At 33.2% G+C, this 24,682-nt stretch carries 17 protein-coding genes, 1 tRNA gene and 1 pseudogene; 10 read left to right on the top strand and 9 right to left on the bottom strand.

Translation table 11 applies throughout. From position 1 onward, the window contains the following. Positions 1-367: 367 nt before the first annotated feature. Together FJV36_RS09370 and FJV36_RS09365 are read left to right on the top strand one after the other, a co-directional pair. On the top strand, positions 368-577 hold the full coding sequence (locus FJV36_RS09370) for a hypothetical protein (protein WP_158728227.1): 210 nt from the start codon (positions 368-370) through the stop codon (positions 575-577). A gap of 190 nt (positions 578-767) precedes the next feature. Then, on the top strand, positions 768-3,266 hold the full coding sequence (locus tag FJV36_RS09365) for a cation-translocating P-type ATPase (RefSeq protein ID WP_158728228.1): 2,499 nt from the start codon (positions 768-770) through the stop codon (positions 3,264-3,266). Between the two features lie 211 nt (positions 3,267-3,477). Here FJV36_RS09365 and FJV36_RS09360 read toward each other — a convergent pair whose 3' ends face one another. The 4 genes from FJV36_RS09360 to FJV36_RS09345 all read right to left on the bottom strand — a co-directional run bounded on the left by FJV36_RS09360 (position 3,478) and on the right by FJV36_RS09345 (position 8,412). Continuing rightward, positions 3,478-4,497: a carboxypeptidase-like regulatory domain-containing protein gene (locus tag FJV36_RS09360; protein WP_158728229.1), complete on the bottom strand. Its 1,020-nt coding sequence runs from the start codon at positions 4,495-4,497 to the stop codon at positions 3,478-3,480. A 7-nt stretch (positions 4,498-4,504) separates the two neighbouring features. Continuing rightward, positions 4,505-5,125, bottom strand: coding sequence for an L-threonylcarbamoyladenylate synthase (locus tag FJV36_RS09355; protein WP_158728230.1), 621 nt, complete (start codon positions 5,123-5,125; stop codon positions 4,505-4,507). 66 nt (positions 5,126-5,191) lie between these two features. Beyond that, a complete protein-coding gene (locus FJV36_RS09350; protein WP_158728231.1) occupies positions 5,192-7,528 on the bottom strand; it encodes an ATP-dependent helicase in 2,337 nt (778 codons plus the stop codon). Positions 7,529-7,644: 116 nt separating this feature from the next. After that, complete coding sequence (locus tag FJV36_RS09345) at positions 7,645-8,412, bottom strand: TSUP family transporter (RefSeq protein WP_158981039.1); 768 nt, start codon at positions 8,410-8,412, stop codon at positions 7,645-7,647. A gap of 131 nt (positions 8,413-8,543) precedes the next feature. Here FJV36_RS09345 and FJV36_RS09340 point away from each other — a divergent pair, with 131 nt between their 5' ends. Next, a complete protein-coding gene (locus FJV36_RS09340; protein WP_176330691.1) occupies positions 8,544-9,059 on the top strand; it encodes a hypothetical protein in 516 nt (171 codons plus the stop codon). A gap of 23 nt (positions 9,060-9,082) precedes the next feature. On the opposite strand, the gene FJV36_RS09335 is transcribed toward FJV36_RS09340, so the two are convergent. After that, positions 9,083-11,149: a M1 family metallopeptidase gene (locus FJV36_RS09335; protein WP_158728233.1), complete on the bottom strand. Its 2,067-nt coding sequence runs from the start codon at positions 11,147-11,149 to the stop codon at positions 9,083-9,085. Positions 11,150-11,240: 91 nt separating this feature from the next. On the opposite strand from FJV36_RS09335, the gene FJV36_RS09330 reads away from it, so the two are divergent. Next, positions 11,241-11,984, top strand: a complete 744-nt coding sequence (locus FJV36_RS09330; protein WP_158728234.1) for a diphthine--ammonia ligase — start codon at positions 11,241-11,243, stop codon at positions 11,982-11,984. Positions 11,985-12,002: 18 nt separating this feature from the next. On the opposite strand, the gene FJV36_RS09325 is transcribed toward FJV36_RS09330, so the two are convergent. From FJV36_RS09325 to FJV36_RS09315, 3 genes are all read right to left on the bottom strand, one after another. After that, positions 12,003-13,220, bottom strand: coding sequence for an ATP-binding protein (locus tag FJV36_RS09325; RefSeq protein WP_158728235.1), 1,218 nt, complete (start codon positions 13,218-13,220; stop codon positions 12,003-12,005). Between the two features lie 207 nt (positions 13,221-13,427). Further along, the gene (locus FJV36_RS09320) at positions 13,428-13,853 is read right to left on the bottom strand and encodes a hypothetical protein (protein ID WP_158728236.1); all 426 of its coding nucleotides are present in this window, start codon (positions 13,851-13,853) and stop codon (positions 13,428-13,430) included. A gap of 96 nt (positions 13,854-13,949) precedes the next feature. Continuing rightward, entirely contained in the window at positions 13,950-14,504 is a 555-nt protein-coding gene (locus FJV36_RS09315; RefSeq protein ID WP_158728237.1) for a DUF1697 domain-containing protein, read from the bottom strand. 249 nt (positions 14,505-14,753) lie between these two features. On the opposite strand from FJV36_RS09315, the gene recG reads away from it, so the two are divergent. From recG to FJV36_RS09285, 6 genes and pseudogenes are all read left to right on the top strand, one after another. Then, on the top strand, positions 14,754-16,901 hold the full coding sequence (gene recG / locus FJV36_RS09310) for an ATP-dependent DNA helicase RecG (protein WP_158728238.1): 2,148 nt from the start codon (positions 14,754-14,756) through the stop codon (positions 16,899-16,901). A 380-nt stretch (positions 16,902-17,281) separates the two neighbouring features. Further along, positions 17,282-18,340, top strand: a complete 1,059-nt coding sequence (locus tag FJV36_RS09305; protein WP_158728239.1) for an efflux RND transporter periplasmic adaptor subunit — start codon at positions 17,282-17,284, stop codon at positions 18,338-18,340. A gap of 62 nt (positions 18,341-18,402) precedes the next feature. Then, the gene (locus FJV36_RS09300) at positions 18,403-21,498 is read left to right on the top strand and encodes an efflux RND transporter permease subunit (RefSeq protein WP_158728240.1); all 3,096 of its coding nucleotides are present in this window, start codon (positions 18,403-18,405) and stop codon (positions 21,496-21,498) included. A gap of 72 nt (positions 21,499-21,570) precedes the next feature. Further along, positions 21,571-22,884 carry a TolC family protein gene (locus tag FJV36_RS09295; RefSeq protein WP_158728241.1) on the top strand — a complete coding sequence of 438 codons (1,314 nt, stop codon included), beginning with the start codon at positions 21,571-21,573 and terminating at the stop codon, positions 22,882-22,884. Positions 22,885-22,901: 17 nt separating this feature from the next. After that, positions 22,902-23,765 (top strand): bestrophin family protein, encoded by an 864-nt coding sequence (locus FJV36_RS09290; protein ID WP_158728242.1) that lies wholly within the window; start codon positions 22,902-22,904, stop codon positions 23,763-23,765. Between the two features lie 292 nt (positions 23,766-24,057). After that, positions 24,058-24,489 (top strand): annotated as a pseudogene (locus tag FJV36_RS09285) (transposase); the annotation flags it as partial. 105 nt (positions 24,490-24,594) lie between these two features. On the opposite strand, the gene FJV36_RS09280 reads toward FJV36_RS09285, so the two are convergent. Continuing rightward, positions 24,595-24,680 (bottom strand) — tRNA-Leu (locus FJV36_RS09280). Positions 24,681-24,682 lie beyond the last annotated feature (2 nt).

Here is a 24,682-nt window from a genome sequence, read left to right as displayed (position 1 = left end):
TTAGGACGCATTACACCAATAGAGAAATGGAACCAGGACAAGCATCTAATTTTAATGAAAAAATTAACCGCATAAATAATAATCGAAATTTAGAATAATACTCTTGTTTTATAGGGGTCAAAACACTGTTATAGATACCAAAACTAATAAGGTACGCAGGTTTACTGAAGAACTTGATTTAAATGCCAAACAAAAATTTTTTGAAGCAAAGTTTTATGAAATTGACACATTGATTGACAGAGTCGTAAAACATATAAAGTAAATAGTATCAAACAATGGAAAAAGTAAAAAAGGATAGTCTGGTTATGGTAATAACTGCTGTTGAAAAACTCGGATTTCATTCCCAATTTGAAGTCAACGGAAAAAAATGGTTTCATTGAAAACCGAAAATCAGTTCCGAAGTAATGAAGTTAGAATAGTTCATTTCTATCGTTTTGAAGGTGCATCAAATCCTGAATACAGTTCCATCATCTATATCATTGAATGCAATACTGGTGAAAGAGGAACTTTGGTTGATGGGTACGGAACAACTTCAGATACTACTAACTTTATGCTTAATGTTAAAAATCAAGAATAACTACTAAAGATTAAAAAAAAAACAATAATTTTAGAAAAAGATTATTATTCACTACAAGAAGTAAATTAAATATTGGATTGTAAAAACATATCGCAAAATGGAAACTTATGCAATCTAGAAAAAGGAGTATTTATTGTTGTAATTCAATCTATTATTTAAACTAAAATCCTCCATATCAACAAATATTTCTATGAATTCTAATACGTTTAATATTAATGGTTTATCAGATTCGCAAGTAGTTGAAGCAAGAGAAAAATACGGTCAGAATAAAACGGTCTATAAAAAAACCAATATGTTTTTAAATGGCTTAATCCAGATTGTTAAAGATCCTATGACAATTTTATTGTTGGTAGCATCAACTATTTATTTCGTAAGCGGAAAAACTTCGGATAGTATTTTTTTAGCTTCAGCAATTATTTTGATAGCTACAATTTCATCTTATCAAAAAGCAAGAAGTCACAACGCTTTAGAAAAATTAAAAGATTTTACAAAACCCAAATGTAAAGTCATTAGAAATAGTGAAGTAATTGAAATAAAGACAGAAGAATTAGTAATAGGTGACAGTTTATTAATTGAAGAAGGAAATGCAATTGCAGCTGATGGAATTATTGAATCCTCTAATGATTTTTCTGTAAATGAATCTATCCTCACAGGAGAATCTATGTCGGTTACCAAAGACAAATCTACAAAAGATAACACTATTTATCAAGGGACAACCGTAGCAAGCGGACTAGCAATTGTAACCATTACTGCTATTGGCAGTGAAACAAAATTAGGTAAAATAGGTAAAAGCCTAGAAGAAATTCAAGAAGAGAAAACGCCCTTAGAAGTTCAAATTGGCAATTTTGTAAAAAAAATGGCTATTGCAGGAGCCGTAATTTTTGTGATTGTTTGGGTAATAAACTTTTTAAATTCTCGTAATATATTAGACAGCTTGCTCAAAGCATTAACACTTGCTATGAGTGTTTTACCCGAAGAAATTCCTATTGCATTTACCACATTTATGGCTCTTGGTGCTTGGCGAATGATGGAAAATGGAATTATCGTTAAACAAATGAAGACTGTAGAAACTTTAGGAAGCGCTACAGTAATTTGCATTGACAAAACAGGAACGATTACCGAAAATAAAATGAGTCTCGCTAAAATATTTACACTCAAATCTCAAAAAATTACAGCTATTGAAAATGAATTATCCAATGAAGAAAAAGAATTAATTACCACCTCCATGTGGGCAAGTGAACCCGTTCCATTTGATCCAATGGAAATTGCCTTGCACGAAATCTATTCTAAAGTTATTGAAAAGGATCAAAGGCCAGTTTTTAAAATGGTTCATGAATATCCATTATCTGGAAAACCTCCTATGATGACCCATATTTTTGAAAACAAAGCCGGAGAAATGATCATTGCTGCTAAAGGTGCTTCAGAAGCTATTATGGCCATTTCAAAACTTTCGAATGAAGATAAAGCTGCAATCTTAAACGCAATAAAGGCATTATCAACTGAAGGGTATCGAATTTTAGCCGTTGGAAAAGCTATTTTTGAAGGAAAAAATTATCCCAAAACCCAACAAGAATTTCAATTTGAATTCTATGGATTAGTAGCTTTTTATGATCCGCCAAAGAAAAATATCCATCTCGTGTTGCAACATTTTTATAAAGCAGGAATTAAAGTAAAAATCATCACTGGAGACAATGCCGAAACCACTTCATCAATAGCAAAACAAATAGGATTTATAGGCTATGAGAAAAGTATTTCTGGTGACGAATTAATGCAATTATCGGATAAAGAATTCAAAAAACAAGTTTCAGAAATCAATTTATTTACCAGAATGTTTCCGGAGGCAAAATTAAAAATCATAAATGCACTAAAATCGAATTCAGAAATTGTGGCCATGACTGGAGATGGTGTCAACGATGGTCCTGCACTAAAAGCTGCTCATATAGGCATTGCAATGGGAAAAAAAGGCACCGAAATTGCTAAACAAGCCGCTTCCCTTATTTTAATCAATGATGATTTATCAAAAATGGTAGATGCTATCGCAATGGGTAGAAAAATCTTTTCAAATTTAAAAAAAGCAATACAATTTATCATATCCATACATATTCCCATTATACTTACCGTATTTATCCCTTTGGCATTAGGATGGATTTATCCCAATATTTTTTCACCCATTCACATTATATTTTTAGAATTAGTTATGGGGCCAACTTGCTCCATAGTATATGAAAATGAGCCTATGGAAAAGAATACAATGACACAAAAACCAAGACCATTTACAACTACATTTTTTAGTTGGAAAGAACTTTCTACAAGTATACTTCAGGGTTTAATTATTACAATAGGAACTTTATCTGTTTATCAATTTTCGGTATACAATGGGTTTAATGAAAACATCACACGTACAATGGTTTTCTTGGTTTTAGTAACTTCAAATGTATTTTTAACTCTAATAAACCGTTCTTTTTATTATTCTATTTTGACTACTTTAAAATATAAAAACAATTTGGTTTTCATAATTACAGGAATTACTGTTGCTATTACAGGATTGTTGCTTTATCTAAAACGACTCACCAATTTTTTTCAATTTGAACATCTTACCGTGAATCAAGTATTGATTGCCACTGGAGTTGGTGCAGTTTCAGTATTATGGTATGAGTTGGTTAAAGTGTGGAAGCGTAATACTAAATAAGTTGGTTAATAATAGGCTGAACTAATCTAATTAGAAAAAAGTAAAACAATTTTTTACTCTTTTTTAGATCTTAACTATTATGATTTATGCTAATCTATTCATAGAATATCAAATAGTAGATTACTGATATTCTTTTTTTTCTAAAAAAGGCTCTAAAAACAGATTCTCGCAATTCCCTTTTGATTAACTATCTGTTTTGTTTAGATTGTAATTAATTGATTCTATAATCCAAAGGAAGCATATCTCCCACTTTTTGTTCGCTCATGGGACCTGAAAAATAAATTTTGTCTGAGTGAGAATTATTTCCAAATTTGTCAACATAAAAAGTTGAAGTTTCAAAAATTATTTTGGATTGATCCCCTTTACGTAATAAATCAAATTCAGCTAAAATTTTCATGATTGAAGGTTGGTTTTTATTAGTAGTAACCGTAATCTTCTTAAAATCAAGAGTATCTTTAACTGCAAAAAAAGCTATAGGATTTACTTCCCAACTCTTTCTAAACAATCTAAAACCATCATTTTTCCAATTGTTAGCTGCTACGCTTCTAAAAAAATGCAAACGAGAACCATCGTAAACAGCATCTCTTTTTTTCTTAATTTTATCTTGCTTTGATATACTTTCAAATCGAGTAAGACCAGCATAGTAACAATTTCTGACCGCTTTAGGCTTAGATTTCCATGGATATAACTTGCAATCAAATTTAACGAGTTGGTAGTTGATCTTATATCCTAGAGAATTATTAATAATTCGCAAAGGATTATCTGCAAAAGCTTCTAGAACTTTTGTCTTGGCATCATACGCAAAATAAATATCTTCTTCGTTTTCAATAACGGTACTTTTTCCATGTTTTGTAGTTCCTAAAAATTGCTTTTTAAAAACCTCCATCTTTTGTGCTCTTGTAAAACCATCACGCTGTACCACCACTTCACGGAGTACATTAACAGACATATTAAGTTTTATGTTTAAGAACTCATTTGGTTTGAAATTAGTGATATACTCTGGATTATATCCTAAACAGCTTATAACTAAAATGCTATTTAATTTAGCACCAAAATTAAGAGTGAAATTTCCGTTTTTATCTGTTAGAGTACCTATTGTTGTTCCATCAAAATAAACATTTACAGCCGCAATAGGTTTTGATTTTTCATCTACAACTTTACCAGAAATAGATTGCGCAACAGTATTTTGCACTAAAAAAAAAACTAAAATTACCCTTAAAAATGTCATCATAAGCTCTTTATATAATACTCAAATCACCTTTTCCTTCTCTAATCACAATAGGCTCATCTCCAGACAAATCTATTATACTAGATCCTACATTATCTCCGTACCCCCCATCAATAACAAGGTCTACAAGGTTTTGCCATTTCTCAAATATTAATTCAGGATCAGTTGTATATTCAATTACATCATCTTCATCTCTTATTGAGGTAGAGACTATAGGATTCCCAAGTTGTTTTACTATTTCAAGAACTATACTGTTGTTTGGAACTCTGATTCCTACTGTAGTTTTCTTTTTAAACTCTTTTGGTAAATTATTATTACCTGGCAAGATAAAAGTATACGGTCCAGGAAGTGCTCTCTTTAAAATCTTGAATGTGGGTGTATCTATCTGCTTTACATAATCTGATAGGTTACTTAAATCGTGACAAATAAAAGAGAAGTTTGCTTTATCAAGCTTGATTCCTTTGATTTTTGCAATACGTTCAAGAGCCTTGGTGTTAGTAATATCGCAACCCAAACCATACACTGTATCTGTAGGATAAATAACTAGCCCTCCATCACGAAGTGTTTTTACCACTTTTGCTATTGCAGCTTCGTTTGGATTATTTTCGTATATTTTAATAAATTGAGCCATTTTTTATATGTATAAGTTGCTTTAATTAAGAATTTCAAATTCTCTTTAAAAGATTAATTTTAAATCTTATTCTATGATATTAAGCTTGGCAAATCGTAATAGTAATTTTTTTATACCTCCAACTTCAAATTTGATTTCGGCTTTTTTATCAGCTCCTACTCCTTCTAAATTTAAAACTTCGCCTTTGCCAAAACGTTCATGCATGACAATTTTACCAGCAATGAGACCAGAATCAAGCATTCCTGTATTAGTTGAGGGCGCATTACTATTTAAAGGTTTTAATTTTCGAATTGTAATTTCATTATTACGTTCTGGTTCAGTGTTATTTTTAACGGGAGGAACTCCATTCGATGGCTTTGCAAGACGTAATTTAGATTTATCAATATCCCCAAAGATATCACTATCAATCATGGGTTTGTACCTATAATTATTTTCTGGAGGTGTCATGTATTCCAGATATTGACTGTCAATTTCTTCAATAAATCGAGAGGGTTCACTATCAGTTAATTTACCCCAGCGGTATCTAGATTGAGAGTAGGTTAAATACGCTTGATGCTCAGCCCTAGTGAGCGCTACGTAAAACAAACGACGTTCTTCTTCAAGTTCGCTTCGCGTACTCATACTCATGGCACTTGGAAACAAATCTTCTTCCATTCCCACCACAAAAACATGAGGGAATTCTAATCCTTTTGCCAAGTGAATCGTCATAAGCGCCACACGGTCTTCGTCACTAGTATCTTTGTCTAAATCTGTTGCCAAGGCTACATCTTCCATAAACTCCGCTAGAGATCCTCTGGCGCCATCAACCTCAACTTGGCCTTCGGTAAAGTCCTTGATACCGTTTAACAGTTCTTCAATATTTTGAATCTTAGCCATTCCCTCAGGGGTAGCGTCTTTCTTAAGTTCTTGAATTAAACCTGTTTTTTTAGCTACATGTTCGGCAAGATAAAAGGCATCTTGATTTTCATTAATGGCCTGAAAACTCTGCACCATGGTTACAAAATCCAATAGTTTTTGTTTGGTTCCCGAGTTTAATTTTAAATCAATTCGTTCAATATTTTGCATCACCTCAAAAATAGAACGCTTGTAATGATTTGCAGCAATGGTTAGCTTTTCAATAGTTGTATTTCCTATTCCTCTTGCAGGATAATTAATCACACGCATTAACGCTTCTTCGTCCTTAGGATTAATAACAAGTCTAAGATAGCACAAAACATCTTTTACCTCTTTCCTTTGGTAAAAAGATAAGCCTCCATAAATACGATAAGGGATGTCTCTTTTTCTCAAAGCATCTTCCATAGCACGAGATTGCGCATTGGTTCTGTATAAAATAGCAAATGCCCCATTAGTAAGTTGTTGCTGCATTTTTTGTTCCCAAATAGTACTTGCCACAAAGCGCCCTTCTTCATTATCTGTTAAGCTTCTATGAACTTTTATTTTGGGTCCAAAATCATTTGCGGTCCAAACAATCTTATCTAGCTTTACCTTATTTTTATCGATTATGGTATTTGCGGCTTCAACAATATTTTTTGTGGAACGGTAATTTTGCTCTAGTCTAAAAGTTTTTACACCCTCGTAATCCTTTTGGAAATTAAGAATGTTATTGATGTTTGCACCTCGAAAAGCATAAATACTTTGAGCATCATCTCCCACAACGCAAATATTTTGAAATTTATCTGATAAAGCTCTTACAATTAAATATTGAGAGTGATTCGTATCTTGGTACTCATCAACAAGTATGTATCTAAAACGGTTTTGGTACTTGGCTAATACTTCTGGGAATCGTGTAAGCAACTCGTTAGTTTTTAATAACAAATCATCAAAATCCATAGCACCTGCTTTAAAGCAGCGGTCTACATAATTTTGATAAATTTCGCCCATTCTAGGTTTTTTAGACATCGCATCGGCTTCCTGTAATTCCGGATTGTTAAAGTAGGCTTTAACCGTTATTAAACTATTTTTAAAATTAGAAATACGACCTAAAACCTGTTTGGGTTTGTACACATCTCTATCCAGCTGCATTTCTTTAATAATTCCCGAAATTGCTCTTAGAGAATCCTGCGAATCGTAAATAGTAAAGTTAGATGGATATCCTAAATGCTCAGCCTCTGACCTTAAAATACGGGCAAAAACCGAGTGAAAAGTACCCATCCATAAGTTTTTGGCCTCACCAGCTCCTACAATATCTGAGATTCTTTTTTTCATCTCACGAGCTGCTTTATTGGTAAATGTTAGAGAAAGGATGCTAAATGCGTCAATTCCTTGATGCATGAGGTAAGCAATTCTTATGGTCAACACCCTAGTTTTTCCTGAGCCTGCACCAGCAATAATGATCATGGGACCATCTTTTTGTAAAACAGGTTCACGTTGGGCTTCATTAAGTTGATCTATATAATTCTGCATGGATAATTGTATATTTTGTAAAGCAAAAATAACGAATTTGAACGAAGTTTTAGATGTAAATACGACAACATTTGCATTTGTATATTTGAATCTAAATGCTTTGAATTACTTGCTTTTCATTTCCAAAAAACATCATAAGCAAAACGGATTAATGTACCCACTACGACAATCAAAAAGAAGATCCTAATAAAGGAATTTCCCTTATTTATAGCAACTTTTGCACCAAGCCAGCCTCCTAAAGCATTGCATACAGCCATAGGTAAAGCTATAGACCAAATAATTTTTCCTTTATAAATAAACAAACAAATAGATCCAAAGTTTGTTGCTAAATTGACCATTTTAGCATTAGCGGAAGCATGCAAAAAATCAAAACCCATGATAACTATAAAGGCAACAACCAAAAAACTTCCCGTTCCAGGCCCAATAAAACCATCATACATCCCTATCACAAAACTTATTCCTATTGCATTCGCAATTTGGGTTCTTGTGGATTGATTTTTCTCAATATGTTGACCAAAGTTCTTTTTTGCAAAAGTATACACCACTAACAATGACAAAACAACTAAGAGCACTGGTTTCATAAAATCATTGCTTACATACGTGAGCATGGTAGATCCTAAAAAGGCAGAAGGAAATGCTAATACCATCATTACAGCGAGTAATTTCCAGTTTAAAGTTACTTTTTTTAAATATTGATAAGCCGCAAAAGATGTTCCGCTAAAAGCTGGAACTTTTAGAGTACCGATAACCGTTGAAACGGATAAACTCGGCAATAAAACAAGTCCCATAGGAGTTTGAATAAGACCACCTCCTCCTACTACTGCGTCAATAAAACCGGCCACGAATGCTGCCAAACATAATAATGGTAAAATATATGAATCCATTGAGTTGTCTTATTATTTTCTAAAGAATTGTATGCAAAAATAAGATTCCATTTGCAGTTATTCGTTTAAACAGGGGTTGATTTATGATTAAAAAAGTATATTTTTGTTGCAAAAAATTAGAAAATAGAAACATGACAAAAATTCTTGAAATACTGGCTTATACATTACCCTCATTGATTACTGGAGGTGTTGCTTATTCTATTTTTATATCTTATTTCAAAGATCAACAAAATACCCGAAGATGGTTGATTCAAAAAGAAAATCAAAAACTAGCTTTTCCGCAAAGAATTCAAGCATACGAGCGCATGGTGTTATTCTTGGAGCGTATCAATCCCACTAAAATGTTGTTGAGAGTTGCTCCTATTTCTCAAGAAAAAAGTGACTATGAAAACTTGATTATCTCGCAAATTGAACAAGAGTTTGAACATAATTTAACCCAACAATTGTATCTATCCGATGCTTCTTGGACTATTATTTTGACTGCAAAGAACAGTACGATTCAAATGATTCGCAAAGTAAGTAGAACCGAAGATATTGTAAATGCTGACGCCATGCGAGAAAAAATCTTAAATGATTTACTAGACAAACAATCTCCAAGTAATGCTGCGCTGGCTTACCTAAAAAACGAAGTAAGTGAGTTGTGGTAACCAATTAGTTTCAACTTCATAAACTATTCATTTAATAACCGTTGCAATTGTAACCTTTCTTGTTCTAGCAGCGTGGGTTGCAAGGTTTGAAAAACAATTCTTATTTCTGAATTTTTTATCAATTTTCGGATTGTATCTCGACCAAATTTAGAAAACTGCCATGCATGATGAGTGGTTGCATTTACTAGACTTCGTAACACTTCATCACTCAAAATTTGATTCAGTAAAAGCTGTTCTAATGCATTTTGCCTCATACTTGCTTCGTAAATTGGAGACGCGTAGGATATCAATTCCTTTTGCAAATTATCTTGATCCGAAACATAGTTTGGTGTTGCCAGCGCCAGTGAAAGCCAAACAATTCGAAGGTTTAAATCTTTAAAACCAATCCAGTTTTTGGATACATCCAAATAGCGTGTTCGATGATTCGGGAAATTATTCCATAAAGTGGTCAATGCAATTTCTTGGGTTTCATAAGATGCATCTAAAAGCAAGGTTTCATACTGCAATCTAAAGTTTTCTGGAATAGTAGAGACTATGGCGGCCAGCAATTGACGTACAGATGTATTATTAGAACTTAAAGCCATTTCATAGAGTTTAATTTTATCGCTCCAACTTTCATTTTGAATTTGACTTAAAACTGCTTCTTTGACTTTAAAATAAACATCTGATTGCATTACTTTTTCTAGGTAATGTCTCTTTTCTTGAAACGGTGCATTCTTTAGTTTGTTCACTTCAAAAAGCTCTTGAATTGATTTATTTTTCAGCAACAATTCGTTAGCTTCTAATGTATTAAATGCTGTGGTTTCTAGCCATACTTTACTAAAATTTTCAGTATTAAATTTTGAAACCTTTGTAATCTCATTAAAAAAATCTTGTGTATTTACGTTTTGAAATGCGTTCTTTTGGAGATAGTTTTTAATCACTTTCTTGAAATCTTTATCTCCTAAAGTTTCATGAACCACAAAAAGCGCCCAAGCTCCTTTTTGGTAAAAAGTGAGTGAACTTGCCTTTGGATTTAAAACCGGAATAGTATCTGTTCTGGATGCAAATTTTAATTGCTGCGCTGTTTCATATAAGGCATGATAAAAATAATCATCTCCATAAATATTACGTTCCGCTAGTAATGCGAAATAGGTCGCAAAGCCTTCTTGCAACCAGTGATGTGTACCCGTTTCTGCTGTAATCAAGTTGCCAAACCATTGGTGCGCTAACTCATGCGCATTCACGTTCAAGTAACTGCGGTCTTTAAACCCTATAGCATCCACAACATAGCGCATATTGAATAAGGTTGCACTTGTATTCTCCATGCCCGCGTAAAGAAAATCTTTCACAGGTGCTTGTCTATAAACACGCCACGGATAAGGAAAACCTATTTCTTTTTCTAAAAAATCAAATATTTTTTGGGTATGCTTGTAGGTTGTTTCATAAAGGAGGCTGTCTTTTTCTTCCAAGTACAATTCTAGTGGCACACCTGATTTTGATCGCTGCGTTTGTTTTTTAAATTTCCCAATAGCTAACATCAACAAATACGAACTCATCGGTTTTTCCATTCGATATTCCCATTTTTTGGTTTCGCCTTGATTGGATTGTTTTTTTAATACCCCATTCGACAAAACTTGATATCTATTATCAAAAATAATATCCAAATTAAACACTACTTTTTCATTTACATCATCAAAACTTGGAAACCAATTACTAGTATACTTTCCTTGCCCTTGAGTCCATATCTGTAAATCATCTGTTGCTTTTGAACCTATGAAATACATGGCTTGTTTGGGTTTTGCCTGATAATCAAAAGTCAAGTTGTTATTTCCTTTAACAAACGGAAAAACAATTTGCATTTCTTTACGAGTATTTATAAATGGAACCGGTTTATCATTTAGTTTCACATTAGAAAACTCCATATTTTGAGCGTCAATTTTTATGGTGTCAATTGAATTTAACACCTTAAATTCAAATTCTACTGTACCCTCTACAATTTTTGAAGTATCATTTATTGTAACTTTGCCCAAAGCAGTTATAAAATCAACGTGATTTGATTGCTGTGCTATGGCAACTGTTGAAAATAATAAAAATAGAACTTTTTTCATTGCTTAATAATCCTTTAAAATCCAAAGTTACAAAGGTTTTCTGAATGAAATTCGTTTATATTTCGTCAAAACTTTTGGATAACTAAATCGTATGAAAAACAAAGCCCTTTTTAACTGGAGCAGTGGTAAAGACTCCGCACTAGCATTATACAAGTCACTACAAGACCCTACTCTTGAAATCATAACACTACTTACAAGTGTAAACCATTTATACCAGCGCGTTTCTATGCATGGAGTGCGTGTGACACTGCTTGAACAACAGGCAAAAAGTATAGGATTGCCTCTTGAAATCATGCAAATTCCTGAAATGCCAACTATGGAAGCGTATGAAGAAGCTATAAAAATCACCTTACAAAAGTGCATAGAACAAGGCATCACACATTCTATTTTTGGAGATATTTTTCTAGAAGATTTACGCAAATATCGCGAAGACAAACTAGCTGAAATGGAATTAAAAGGCGTTTTCCCGCTCTGGAAAATACCAACTCATGACTTAATCCAAGAATTTCTTGCACTAGGTTTTAAAACCATTGTTGTTTGTGTAAACGAACGGTTTTTAGACAAAAGTTTTGTAGGTAGAACTATAGATCAAGATTTTTTGAATGATTTGCCTAACGATGTTGATGTATGTGGAGAAAACGGAGAGTTTCATACTTTTACCTATGATGGACCAATATTCTCTACACCTATACTATTCGAAAAAGGGGAAATTGTCTATAGAAAATATGAAAAACCAGCAAAAAATGAATCGTCTAATACGGCTTGTGATACTTCTGATGAAAGTGTGTATGACTTCGGGTTTTGGTATTGTGATTTAATTCCAGTAAATCTTTAAAAAGGTAACCATTGAATATTATTTTTTTTCGGCTTTCGCCAAAGTAAAATCAAAGGTAGAACCAAATCCTATTATTGAATTAACCATAATACTCCCTCCCATATTGTCGATTATTTTTTTAACCGTAGCCAATCCTATTCCGTGACCTTTTTCTCCAAAACGATCTGTATCACTGGCAACTTCAAAAATTTCAAAAATTACTTCTTGATGTTCCTTTTCAATACCAGCGCCATTATCTGATACTGAAATTTTATAATAATCAACCTCTTCAGAAATGAGTATTTCTATTTTGGTTCGTTCTTTGTCACTGTATTTTATAGCATTAGAAACTAAATTAATTAAAATTTGCTCTAATGCTGTTTTATTAGTTTCTATAAATTGTAACTCAGATAGTATAACAATACTGCAATTATAATTAAAAGAAAAGAGATCAATAAGTTCCTTCTCTAGTTTAGAAATCGATACGTTGGTGTAGTTTTCGTGGGACAATTTGTTTGATTTACTATACTGCAACAAACTCTCTATCATTTCTCTTAATTTTAAAGAGGAAGTTTTAATCAATTGAATGATTTCGATGCCTTCTTCATCAATATTGTCAATGTAATTTTCGATTAAAAAATCTGTAAGACCAGAGATATTAGCCAATGGAGATTTTAAATCATGAGCTGCAGTATATGCAAATTGTTCTAACTCAATATTCTTGTTTTCTAGTGAGTGAAGCGCTCTTTCTAATTTAATTTTATTAACTCGTAATTCAAGTAATTTTATTGTCTGTTGAGACAAGGCCTCTAACGATTTAATCTGGTTTGCCGACAAAGAATTAGGTTTATGATCAATTACACAAATAGTCCCTAATGGAAAACCTTCATCATTTACCAAAGAAACGCCTGCATAAAAAACAACATTCATATCTCCGGTTACCAAGGGATTATTAACAAAGCGGCTGTCCAAGCGAGCATCTGGAATGATAAAAACAGTATTAGGCTCTTGAATTGCATGTGTGCAAAAAGAATATTCTCTAGGATTCTGAGTTCGATCATTGATTCCTATTGCTGATTTAAACCAATGTCTTGTTTTATCAACAAAGCCAAGTAAAGCTACAGGTGTTCCACAAATTTGCGAAGCTAAAAACGTTAAATTATCATATTCGTCTTCCTGCAAAGTATCTAAAATTGAATACGATTCAAGTGCTTGCAAGCGCTCGGTTTCATAGTCATACAAATCAGTCTTGATCATGGTATTTTTTTGGTTAAACCAAAACAGTAAAGCATTCTCAGCAAATAATAAGTAAATTACTTCAAAGGATAACTACCTGTTTTAGTATACTTCAAAGGTAAACTATTCCATTTTCAAAGGATTTACGATGGAAAAAAATTATAGAAAATTTAGTAGTTTAGAAACTCCATTGAATACTTAAAACACAAAAAATAACATTTAGTAAAATTACTTCTTGTATTCTAAACCTGGTCCGTCACAATTTTTCCAAGTACTTGATAGGGTGTTTTTATCAGAAAAATACAAAATCTCTTGTAAATCCCCCATGCAACTACCTATAAGTTCCGTTTTCTTTGCATGAGTAAGAATTAAGTATTCACCATCAGTTTCTTTTTTAAAAGAAAAAGTCCCAGATACTGTTGTGCTTTTTGCGTTTTCAATCCGAGTTTTAGTAAAAGTACTGTCTTTGCCAAATATGTATGATTCGCGCCATGACATTGCCTCACCAGTTGTTTCAGTATTAGGTCTTGAACTAGACATACGGCTTAGCGTCCATTTCCCATTAAAATTCTCTTTGGAGCCATTGACTTCTTGTTCTTTTATACAAGAATGCAACGAAATACTAAGAATAACTATTGCTATGATTTTTTTCATGGGTCTCTTTTTAAAGTGTAATATTAAAGATACGTAATTTTATACAAGTTGGTTCTTTTGTTAGTACATTTTTAATAGTAACAACCTCATTTTGAACTATACAATCTTTCTATCCTCAAAAATTTGAAGTAATTGCGTTACGGTATTCCAATTTCTAATGGTTGCAATAACATTTAATTTTTTTTCTATATATTTTTGATCAAGTCTTGTTTTCCCTGCTCCTACTGCGTATTTTATAAATATTTTATTTCCATCAATACTAGCTTCGTCAGGCTTAAACTGGCTGGTTTTAAGATCATTCATACTGTTTCCTTGTAAAGTAGACGACAAAAACGCAACATACAATTTCTTAGTATCCACTTCTTTTTCTTTTAAAAATGGATTGTTCTTAAAACAGTTTTTTAAATCATCTTCTGTGATGACTACAACAGGAACTTCATGCCCAAAAACTTTAAAAATTTCTTGCTTAATTTTGAATCCCACAGCTGCACCGCTCTCCTCAATGGTATCTACAAAAACATTACCAGATTGAATGTATGTTTGTACATTATGAAAACCTATTGCTTCTAAAGCTGATTTTAGCGCTTCCATTTTAATCATGCTGTGACCAGATACATTTATACCACGAAGCAATGCGAGATGAGTTGTCATTTTATATTTTTTTTTAAAAGAGTTTTGAGTAGTTTTTTTTTTTAGATAATAAGCTTTTAGAAGATCATTAAAAAACAACCCCTTAATTTTAGAACCAAATATATATGATTGCTACTCCATTTCCAAAAGAACTCATTTCCAAATTTACATTCAATAAACTATCTTCGCATTTTACAAATTATCAAAACAGTATATTTTTTACAGTTAGTATAATTGTCCACTAAAATAAATTCATTTAATAAAGTTTCAATGTCAAACAACCTCTTACTTACCCCTATTGAATTTTTGAAAGGCGTTGGTCCCAACAGGGCTGAACTACTTAGGAAAGAATTAGGAATCTATAAGTATCAGGATTTAGTGAATTTTTTTCCAAACCGATATATTGACCGAACACGCTACTATAAAATCAATGAACTACATTCTAGAAGTGCTGGTTCTGTCGCTGAAATTCAAATTATTGGTAAAATTATAAACATCAAAACGGTTGAATTTGGTAAAAACCAAAAAAGATTAGTTGCTACTTTTGTTGACGATACAGGGCAAATGGAACTTGTGTGGTTTCAGGGTCACAAGTGGATTAGGGAAAGCCTAAAGATTAATGAAATGTGTGTTATTTTTGGAAAATGTACTGCTTTTGGTAGTAATTTCAACATGGCGCATCCAGAAATTGAATTGTTGAGCGAGCATGAAAAAAGCTTACGATCGGCCATGCAACCCGTATATCCATCAACTGAAACTTTGACAAACAGAGGCATCACAAACAGAGTGATTAATAAACTCATGCAACAATTGTTTCATGAAACGCACGCTTTGTTTACTGAAACTTTGCCTGCAAAAATCATTGATGAATTAAAATTAATTCCAAAAAATGCTGCTTTATTCAACATTCACTTCCCAAAAAATACGGAAGTATTGGCTAAAGCCAAATTCAGACTCATCTTTGAAGAGCTATTCTTCATTCAGTTGCAATTGATAACTAAAAACTTAGTTCGAAAGCACAAAATAAAAGGGCACCCATTTACTACCGTTGGTCAGTATTTTAATGATTTCTACCAAAATCATTTGCCTTTTCAATTGACAAATGCTCAAAAAAGAGTCGTTAAAGAAATTAGATCGGATATGGGTAGCCAAGCTCAAATGAATCGTTTGTTACAAGGCGATGTAGGCTCTGGTAAAACCATTGTAGCTTTTATGAGCATGCTTTTGGCACTTGATAATGGCTACCAGGCGTGCTTGATGGCTCCTACCGAAATTCTAGCCAACCAACATTTTATAGGATTATCAGAACTAGCGCAATCATTAAACATCAATATAAAATTACTAACAGGATCTACAAAAATTGCTCAACGCCGCATTATTCATGAAGAATTAGAAAATGGATCTTTGCACCTACTCATTGGCACACATGCTTTACTAGAGGATAAAGTAAAATTTAAAAATCTAGGTCTTGCAGTTATTGATGAACAACATCGTTTTGGGGTTGAACAACGCTCTAAATTGTGGAAAAAATCAAATCCTGATCCAATAAAAGGTGGCGAAATTGTTCCTCCACACGTTCTAGTAATGACTGCAACTCCCATACCTAGAACACTGGCCATGAGCCTTTATGGCGATCTTGATATTTCGGTTATTGATGAACTTCCCCCCGGACGTAAACCCATACAAACGGTTCATAGATACGATAGTAACCGATTAAAAGTCTGGAAATTTATTCGGGATGAAATTGCTTTGGGCCGCCAAATATATATTGTGTACCCATTAATTCAAGAATCGGAAAAAATGGATTTCAAAGATTTAATGGACGGTTACGAGAGTATTTCAAGAGATTTTCCTTTACCGCAATATGCCATTTCTATTCTTCACGGAAAAATGAAACCCGCAGATAAAGATGCTGAAATGAAGCGTTTTGCTGAGGGTAAAACCAATATAATGGTAGCAACCACCGTAATTGAAGTGGGTGTAAATGTACCCAATGCTAGTGTTATGATTATTGAAAGTGCAGAACGTTTTGGGTTATCACAGCTACACCAATTACGCGGACGTGTAGGTCGAGGAGCTGAACAAAGTTACTGCATATTGATGACAAGTCATAAATTGAGTAACGATAGTAAAACAAGAATGGAAACCATGGTACAAACTAACGATGGTTTTGAAATTGCCGAAGTAGACCTTAAACTCCGAGGACCAGGTGACATTATGGGAACACAACAAAGTGGCGTTTTAAATCTTCAAATAGCTGATTTAGTTCGAGACAGAGATACCCTGGCTCTCGCTCGTAGCTATGCCGTAAAACTATTAAAAGACGATGCGCCCATGGAAAAACCAGAGCATGCAGCACTACGCGCGGTTTTTATAGATATGACAAAAAAGAAAAATATCTGGAACTATATCAGTTAAATTATACTCGGTTTTAATATGCCTAGGATTCGAAATAGTCTAAAATGAACTATTTCCTTTTTGATCTATTTTACACAATGCATAATTATAATCTTCTTTTGAGGCTTCTTTTTAAGAATAAGCGTCATTTTCTAAATCCATTATTATAATTTATCAAAAAATAATATTTTTTTACAACTAGAGATTAAACCTTTAGGCTTTTCTTATGTCAAAGTTCTTTTAGCATTTTTGTTTTGAAGTGGCATTTTTGTTTTTATTGTTAATACTTGTAGATACAAACGTTAAATAATAATTAACACGAAGTCAATATTCAATCATAAAGGTTAATTTTGAATTTAACTTATTTTATTGCAACTAAATCTTACTTTATAACTCAAATTATGAAAATAAAACACCTCGTTTACGCCTTGTTACTCATCGGATTTATTGGTTTTATAGGATACCGTATTAGCGAAAACAAAAGCGAAGGCGGCGACTCTAAAGACCCAAAAGGAAAAGGCAAAACCATGAATGTTACTGGAATTGTTGCCACTCCAGAAACTTTTGATAACAATTTATCATTATCTGGATCCATAGAAGCCAATGAGCAAGTTGAAATAAGAAGCGAAGTTTCTGGCATTGTTGAAGGAATTTATTTTCAAGAAGGAAGCAATGTAAGTAAAGGTCAAATCTTATTCAAGGTAAATGATATTGAACTACGTGCACAACTAAGACAAACTACTACTCGCGAAGGTTTAGCATCAGAAAATGAGCGAAGAGCAAAATTATTATTGCAAAAAGAAGCCATCAGTCAAGAAGAATATGATTTGGCTCGAGCCGATTTAAAATCAGCACAAGCACAAAGTCAATTGATTAGAGCTCAAATAGCAAAAACAGCAGTAAGAGCACCTTTTTCTGGTAAAATAGGATTACGATCCATATCACCAGGAACATACATCACTCCTGCTATTCTTGTTGCAAAACTGGTTAATACGGGCAAATTAAAAATTACTTTTTCTATTCCTGAAAAATATGCTACTCAAGTTAAAAACAACACTTCGCTGAGTTTTAAGGTTGCAGGATCTACTGAAATATTTAGTGCTAAAGTATACGCCATAGAACCAGAGGTTGAAGTAGCTACACGTACACTTCAAGTTCGTGCTATTGCTGATAATAAAAACGGAATTTTGTTACCAGGTACTTTTGCTGACGTAGAATTACCATTAGACATTATAAAAGATGCTATTGTAGTACCTACCGAAGCAGTAATCCCAGTACAAAAAGGAAAGAAAGTATTTATTACAAGTAACGGTCAAGCCAAAGAAGTTATGATTGAAACTGCTACTAGAACTGCTTCTTCATTACTTGTTTTATCTGGATTAAAGCCAGGAGATACTGTTATTACAAGTGGAGTAATGTCCTTAAAAGATGAAACACCCGTAAAAGTAAAAATCAAATAAACAAAGCTTTTAGAATCTTGCAAACCAAAATCTAAATTAGCAACTTTAATTATAATCCTTAAATGAGTTTATCAACCACTAGTATTAGAAGACCTGTATTTACCATCGTAATCAATGTAGCCATTGTTTTGTTTGGATTGATTGGTTATACCTTTCTTGGAGTACGAGAATTTCCTTCAATTGATCCTGCTCAAGTATCCATCAGTACCCGTTATGCTGGTGCTAATGCTGATATTATTGAATCACAAATTACTGAGCCCCTAGAAAAAGCAATAAATTCAATTGATGGTATTAGAAATGTAACATCATCCAGCGCTCAAGGGAGCAGTAACATCACAATTGAATTTAACTTAGATAAAAATCTTGAAGATGCGGCTAATGATGTACGTGATAAAGTATCACAAGCCGTGCGTAACTTACCACAAGATATTGATTCACCTCCAGTAGTTTCAAAAGCAGATGCCAATGGAGATGCAATCATCTCAATGACAGTACAAAGCGATACTCGTAATGCTTTAGAATTAAGTGATTATGCTGAAAATGTTATCTCACAACGTCTAGAAACAATTCCTGGTGTAAGTGGCGTTCAAATTTGGGGTCAAAAACGGTATGCAATGCGCTTGTGGATTGATCCCGTAAAACTGGCCGCATACGGATGTACAGTTGCCGAAGTAAGAGATGCATTGAACAAGCAAAATGTAGAATTACCATCTGGAAAATTAACCGGAAACAATACAGAACTTACTGTAAAAACGATTGGAAATCTTTCAACTGCCGAGGAGTTTAACAATATAATTATTCGAACTGAAGGAGAAAAAGTAGTGCGTTTTAGTGATGTAGGGACAGCAAGCATAGGCCCTGAAAACACCGAAACCAAAATGACTCAATCAGGTACTCCTCTTGTAGGAATTGCGATTGTACCGCTCCCTGGTGCTAATTATTTAGATATTTCGGCCGCTTTCTACAAAGAATTCGAAAAATTAAAAAAAGATTTACCAAAAGACATTCAGCTAAACATTGCCATAGACAATACGATTTTTGTAAAAAAATCAGTTATTGAAGTTGCTGAAACATTAGGAATCTCAATAATATTAGTAATTTTAATCATCTATTTATTCTTTAGAGACTGGGCTATTGCTTTTAGACCTTTAATTGATATTCCAGTTTCCTTGATTGCTACGTTCTTTATTATGTGGCTTTTTGGTTTCTCCATAAATGTATTGACTTTATTAGCCATCGTTCTCGCTACAGGTCTTGTTGTAGATGATGGAATTGTGGTGACCGAAAATATCTTTAAGAAAGTTGAAGAAGGTATGACACCTATCGAAGCTGCGATTAAGGGATCAAATGAGATATTCTTTGCCGTAATTTCAATTTCAATCACATTAGCCGCGGTTTTTCTTCCTGTAATCTTTTTAGAAGGATTTGTTGGCCGACTCTTTCGGGAATTTGGAGTAGTCATAGGAGCTGCCGTATTGATATCTGCTTTTGTATCCTTAACGCTTACGCCAATGTTGAATGCTTATTTAATGAAAGGTGGCGAACAAAAAAAATCAAAATTCTACATTCGTACAGAACCTTATTTTGAAAGACTTAACAATGGTTATGCAAGTGCATTGTCCAGTTTCATGAAGAAAAAATGGTTGAGTTTCCCAATCTTGATTGCTTGTTTCGGATTGATATACATGTTTTTTTCACTGTTACAAAAAGAAACCGCACCTTATGACGACCGTTCTGGTTTTGTATTGCGTATGTCAACTCCTGAAGGTTCCTCTTATGAATACACGGACCGATTCATGCAAGAAATTTCTAAATTGGTTGATGATTCTATTCCTGCCAAAAAAGTTGCTTTGGTAATTACTTCACCAGGTTTTGGGTCTTCATCTGTAAACAGTGGGTTTGTTAGAGTATCATTGGTTCAACCCAATGAAAGAAAAAATTCTCAAAAAGAAATAGCCGAAAAATTAACCAAGTGGACCAAACAATATCCTGATGCAAAGACATCAGTGATAGAACAGCCGACCATCGCTGTAAACAGACGTGGAGGTTTGCCTATTCAGTACATTATTCAAGCACCCAACTTTAACAAACTTGAAGAGAAAATTCCGCTTTTTATGGATGAAGTATCTAAGAATCCTACGTTTGCTGTAAGTGATGTAAACTTAAAATTCAATAAACCCGAAGTCAATGTTACCATAGATAGAGAAAAAGCAGAAAGTTTGGGTATATCAGTAATCGATATTGCACAAACGCTCCAACTTTCTTTGAGCGGACAACGTTTTGGATATTTTATGAGGAATGGAAAACAGTATCAAGTAATTGGACAATTTGATCAAGAAGATAGATCAAAACCTTTAGACTTAACCTCAATGTTTGTAAAAAATAATATGGGACAATTAATCCAAATGGATAATGTAGTGACCATTGAGGAAAAAAGCAATCCGCCGCAATTGTACCACAACAACCGTTATATGGCTGCAACAGTATCTGCAGGTCTTGCTCCGGGCAAAAGTATTAGTGACGGTATTGATGCCATGAATGAAATAAAAGCAAAAGTGCTTGACGATACTTTTACAACTGACTTGGGTGGAGAATCTCGGGATTTTGTTGAAAGTAGTTCAAATACTGCATTCGCTTTTGGACTTGCCTTATTGTTGATATTCTTGATATTAGCAGCGCAATTTGAGAGTTTTATTGATCCATTCATTATAATTTTGACTGTGCCAATGGCTGTTGCCGGAGCTTTATTTTCATTATGGTTATTTGATCAAACTTGGAATATTTTTAGTCAAATTGGAACCGTAATGCTTATTGGTTTGGTAACCAAAAATGGAATCCTAATCGTGGAATTTGCCAATCAGTTACGAGAACAAGGAAAACCAAAACTAGAGGCGATTCTTGAAGCTTCAGAAGCGAGATTGCGACCAATATTAATGACTAGTTTAGCCATTTCCCTAGGTGCTTTACCTATTGCATTATCTCTAGGAGCGGCATCTACGAGCAGAATTGGAATGGGTGTTGTAATTGTAGGAGGAACTATTTTTTCATTAGTACTTACTCTATTTGTAATTCCAGCACTCTACTTAATGTGGTCAAAAGCTCGTAAACATTATCCAGAATTTGATCATATTGAGGAGTATGAGAAAAATTTCAATTAAAATTATAAAATATTGCTGTTTAGATTATTAAAAAGGATTTTATAATAAAAATCTAAGCAAAATAAGAATCCTATGAAACATATTAAAATACTGTTGAACAGTTTTATTTTACTGTTATTTTTTATACCAAAAGTTGAGGCTCAAGAAGTTCTCACACTTGAAAATGCATTAAAAATTGCATTAGAAAACAATTATGAAATTAAAATTGCAACCAATAATTCCTTAATTCAAAAAACTAATGTAAGTAAAGGAAATGCTGGTATGCTGCCAACTCTTACTGTAAATGTTGTTGATAATAATAGCATACAAAACAGTTCTCAGACAAGGCAGGACGGAACCAAAAACGAACTTGATAATGCGAAAAACAACAGCTTTACCTATGGCGTAGGATTAGATTGGACCATTTTTGACGGAATGCGCATGTTTGCGAGAAGAGATCAGTTAAAAGAGTTACAAAAACTGGGAGAAGCGCAACTTAAACTTACCATCATTACTAGAATTAGCGATGTAAATGCAGCTTACTATGATTTGGTGCAACAACAAAAGCAACTTGCTGCATTAGACACTACGATTGTTATCTCAAACCAAAGATTGCAACTCGCTCAAAACAGATTCACAATTGGTAAAGCATCAAAGCTTGAAGTTTTGAATGCCCAAGTAGATTTAAACACGGATCAAGTAGCTTTGCTGCGTCAGAAAGAATTATATGCTAATGGTAAAATTGCTTTGAACCAACTTTTAGCAAGAGATGTTACAACAAACTTTACAGTTATTGATAAATTAGATGTCGATAAATTGTTACAACTAGCAGAATTAAAGGCGCTGGCAGAAAAACAAAACCCGCAAATAGAAGCACAAATAATCAATAAAAGAGTGGCTGAATTAGAATTAAAACAGATTAAAGCAGGCCGGTATCCAACCATACGAGTTAATAGTGCCTATAATTTTTCTGAAAGTCAATCTAGTTTAGGGTTTGTGGCTCAAGCACAGTCCCGAGGTTTTAATTATGGTTTTACAGCATCAGTAAATATTTTTGATGGATTCAATCAAAGAAGAAACGAAAAAGTAGCTTCATTACTTGTTGAAAATGCCAAATTGAATATCGATCAACAAAATCTCGTTCTCAACTCACAACTAGCGACTACTTACCAAACCTATTTAACAAATTTGGAGTTGATTATACTGGAAGAGAACAATGAGGCTATAGCCAAGCAAAATTTAAATATTACCCTTGACAAATTTAGAATAGGAACAATAACAACTCTGGAGTTTAGGACCGCACAGCTCAATTATGTGAATGCAAAAGTGCGTTATAACAATGCTCAATTTCAAGGAAAAATCTCAGAAATAGCACTTAGAGAATTGGCTGGGAATTTAGTGTTCTAAAAAATTTAAGTAGTAATATGATTTCATACAATACCAAAGATTGGTTTACATTTATTTTTAGATTCCACAAAGCAGATACGTTTAGAACACTGTTTCCGGTAATGATTGCTATTGGTATCTATTCTGGTATTATTGGATATCTAGAAGTTGAATATTTTAAACTTAGTGACAACAGTTATGTAAAGAACATCACCATTATGCACGGTATGCTTGGTTTTGTAATTTCACTTTTACTTGTTTTTAGAACTAATACTGCTTATGATAGATGGTGGGAAGGAAGAAAATTATGGGGCTCACTCGTAAATAATAGCCGTAATTTTGCTATTAAACTTTCGGTAATGCTTACTGATAAGGAGGATCTAGAATACTTTAAAAAATGGATTCCCATGTACGCAACTGTTCTTGATGAGCATCTAAAGGATATAGAAACTAGTAAAGAATTGTTTGATGATGCAATATTTGAAATAGACCATGAAAAACACAAACCGAATCAGGTTGCTAAAATATTATTTCAAAAAATAAATGAGCTCTATAAAACAAATGTAATTTCTGGAAATCAATTGATCGTATTAAACGATGAAGTAAAATCATTTACAGAAATATGTGGCGCATGTGAGAGAATTAAAAACACGCCAATTCCTTATTCTTACAGCGCTTTTTTGAAAAAATTTATATTCTTTTATGTAATGACTTTACCTTTTGGATACTCTTTTAGTTTAGGTTATTATGTGGTAGCTGTTGTAATTTTTATCTTTTATGTATTGGCTAGTCTAGAATTAATAGCAGAAGAAATCGAAGATCCTTTTGGTACAGATGAAAATGATTTACCCACTCCAAAAATTGCTGCCAATATCAAGAAGCATATAGAGGAACTTATTTAAATTGCACTAAAATATTAATTAATAGATTTTTAATTTATTGATTTAGATTCTATTTATTTACCAAATTTAAGGCATGAATACGAATAGAGCTTTAATACAACCGCCACTATTAACTAGTGAAGGAACCCGCATGACACAAGCGTTTCCGGCTTTTTTTAAAAGAAATTAATCGATACCACACCTTTTAATTGTAAAATACTTGGTAGTTTCTGTGGTTTTAAAAGTAAAAAATTAGAAAGGCACCAAAAAGTTTGAACCTAAAGTACTATCTAATGGAGACACACTTAAACAACTACTAGCTCGCAACCGCTATTTACTCTATAAAAACAGATCTAAATGGTCCGAAAACCAAATAGAACGTGCCACGCTATTATTTGAACTATATCCCGATATCGAAAAAGCATATAATTTAGCCCAAGAGTTGAGAAATATATTTGAGAAAACAACAGATAAAATCATTGGACTCTCAAGATTAACTAAATGGCATGAAAAAGTAAGCCAATCTGGATTTAAGTCTTTCAATACAATCTCAAGATCTATAATAAATCATTACCAAACCATACTAAACTATTTTGATAACAGAAGCACAAAAGCATCTGCAGAGTCGTTCAATGCTAAAATAAAAGCTTTTAGAACTCAATTTAGAGGCGTTAAAAATGTTACATTTTTCCTTTTTAGACTAACAACTATTTATGCTTACTTTTTCATTCCCCACAGGTTTTAGGATTGATCCTTTTTTATTCCCCACAGGTTTTGGGATTGATCCCAATAAAGACTTGTATTAAAGACAAAACCCTCCAACACGACAGTGTTGAAGGGTTTCTCTATGTACTCAGAGCGGGACTTGAACCCGCACGAACATTGCTGTTCACTGGATTTTAAGTCCAGCGTGTCTACCAATTTCACCATCCGAGCTG

The organism is Flavobacterium sp. I-STPP5a (genome assembly GCF_009764685.1).
In the GTDB taxonomy this organism is placed as follows: Bacteria; Bacteroidota; Bacteroidia; order Flavobacteriales; family Flavobacteriaceae; genus Flavobacterium.
This window is presented reverse-complemented; position numbering and strand designations above follow the sequence as displayed.

What these genes read in the sequence shown, in the direction of transcription:
- FJV36_RS09370 (WP_158728227.1), top strand. Translation starts at nt 368, where the DNA reads ATGGTTTCATTGAAAACCGAAAATCAGTTCCGAAGTAATGAAGTTAGA.
- FJV36_RS09365 (WP_158728228.1), top strand. Translation starts at nt 768, where the DNA reads ATGAATTCTAATACGTTTAATATTAATGGTTTATCAGATTCGCAAGTA.
- FJV36_RS09360 (WP_158728229.1), bottom strand. Translation starts at nt 4,497, where the DNA reads ATGATGACATTTTTAAGGGTAATTTTAGTTTTTTTTTTAGTGCAAAAT.
- FJV36_RS09355 (WP_158728230.1), bottom strand. Translation starts at nt 5,125, where the DNA reads ATGGCTCAATTTATTAAAATATACGAAAATAATCCAAACGAAGCTGCA.
- FJV36_RS09350 (WP_158728231.1), bottom strand. Translation starts at nt 7,528, where the DNA reads ATGCAGAATTATATAGATCAACTTAATGAAGCCCAACGTGAACCTGTT.
- FJV36_RS09345 (WP_158981039.1), bottom strand. Translation starts at nt 8,412, where the DNA reads ATGGATTCATATATTTTACCATTATTATGTTTGGCAGCATTCGTGGCC.
- FJV36_RS09340 (WP_176330691.1), top strand. Translation starts at nt 8,544, where the DNA reads ATGACAAAAATTCTTGAAATACTGGCTTATACATTACCCTCATTGATT.
- FJV36_RS09335 (WP_158728233.1), bottom strand. Translation starts at nt 11,149, where the DNA reads ATGAAAAAAGTTCTATTTTTATTATTTTCAACAGTTGCCATAGCACAG.
- FJV36_RS09330 (WP_158728234.1), top strand. Translation starts at nt 11,241, where the DNA reads ATGAAAAACAAAGCCCTTTTTAACTGGAGCAGTGGTAAAGACTCCGCA.
- FJV36_RS09325 (WP_158728235.1), bottom strand. Translation starts at nt 13,220, where the DNA reads ATGATCAAGACTGATTTGTATGACTATGAAACCGAGCGCTTGCAAGCA.
- FJV36_RS09320 (WP_158728236.1), bottom strand. Translation starts at nt 13,853, where the DNA reads ATGAAAAAAATCATAGCAATAGTTATTCTTAGTATTTCGTTGCATTCT.
- FJV36_RS09315 (WP_158728237.1), bottom strand. Translation starts at nt 14,504, where the DNA reads ATGACAACTCATCTCGCATTGCTTCGTGGTATAAATGTATCTGGTCAC.
- recG (WP_158728238.1), top strand. Translation starts at nt 14,754, where the DNA reads ATGTCAAACAACCTCTTACTTACCCCTATTGAATTTTTGAAAGGCGTT.
- FJV36_RS09305 (WP_158728239.1), top strand. Translation starts at nt 17,282, where the DNA reads ATGAAAATAAAACACCTCGTTTACGCCTTGTTACTCATCGGATTTATT.
- FJV36_RS09300 (WP_158728240.1), top strand. Translation starts at nt 18,403, where the DNA reads ATGAGTTTATCAACCACTAGTATTAGAAGACCTGTATTTACCATCGTA.
- FJV36_RS09295 (WP_158728241.1), top strand. Translation starts at nt 21,571, where the DNA reads ATGAAACATATTAAAATACTGTTGAACAGTTTTATTTTACTGTTATTT.
- FJV36_RS09290 (WP_158728242.1), top strand. Translation starts at nt 22,902, where the DNA reads ATGATTTCATACAATACCAAAGATTGGTTTACATTTATTTTTAGATTC.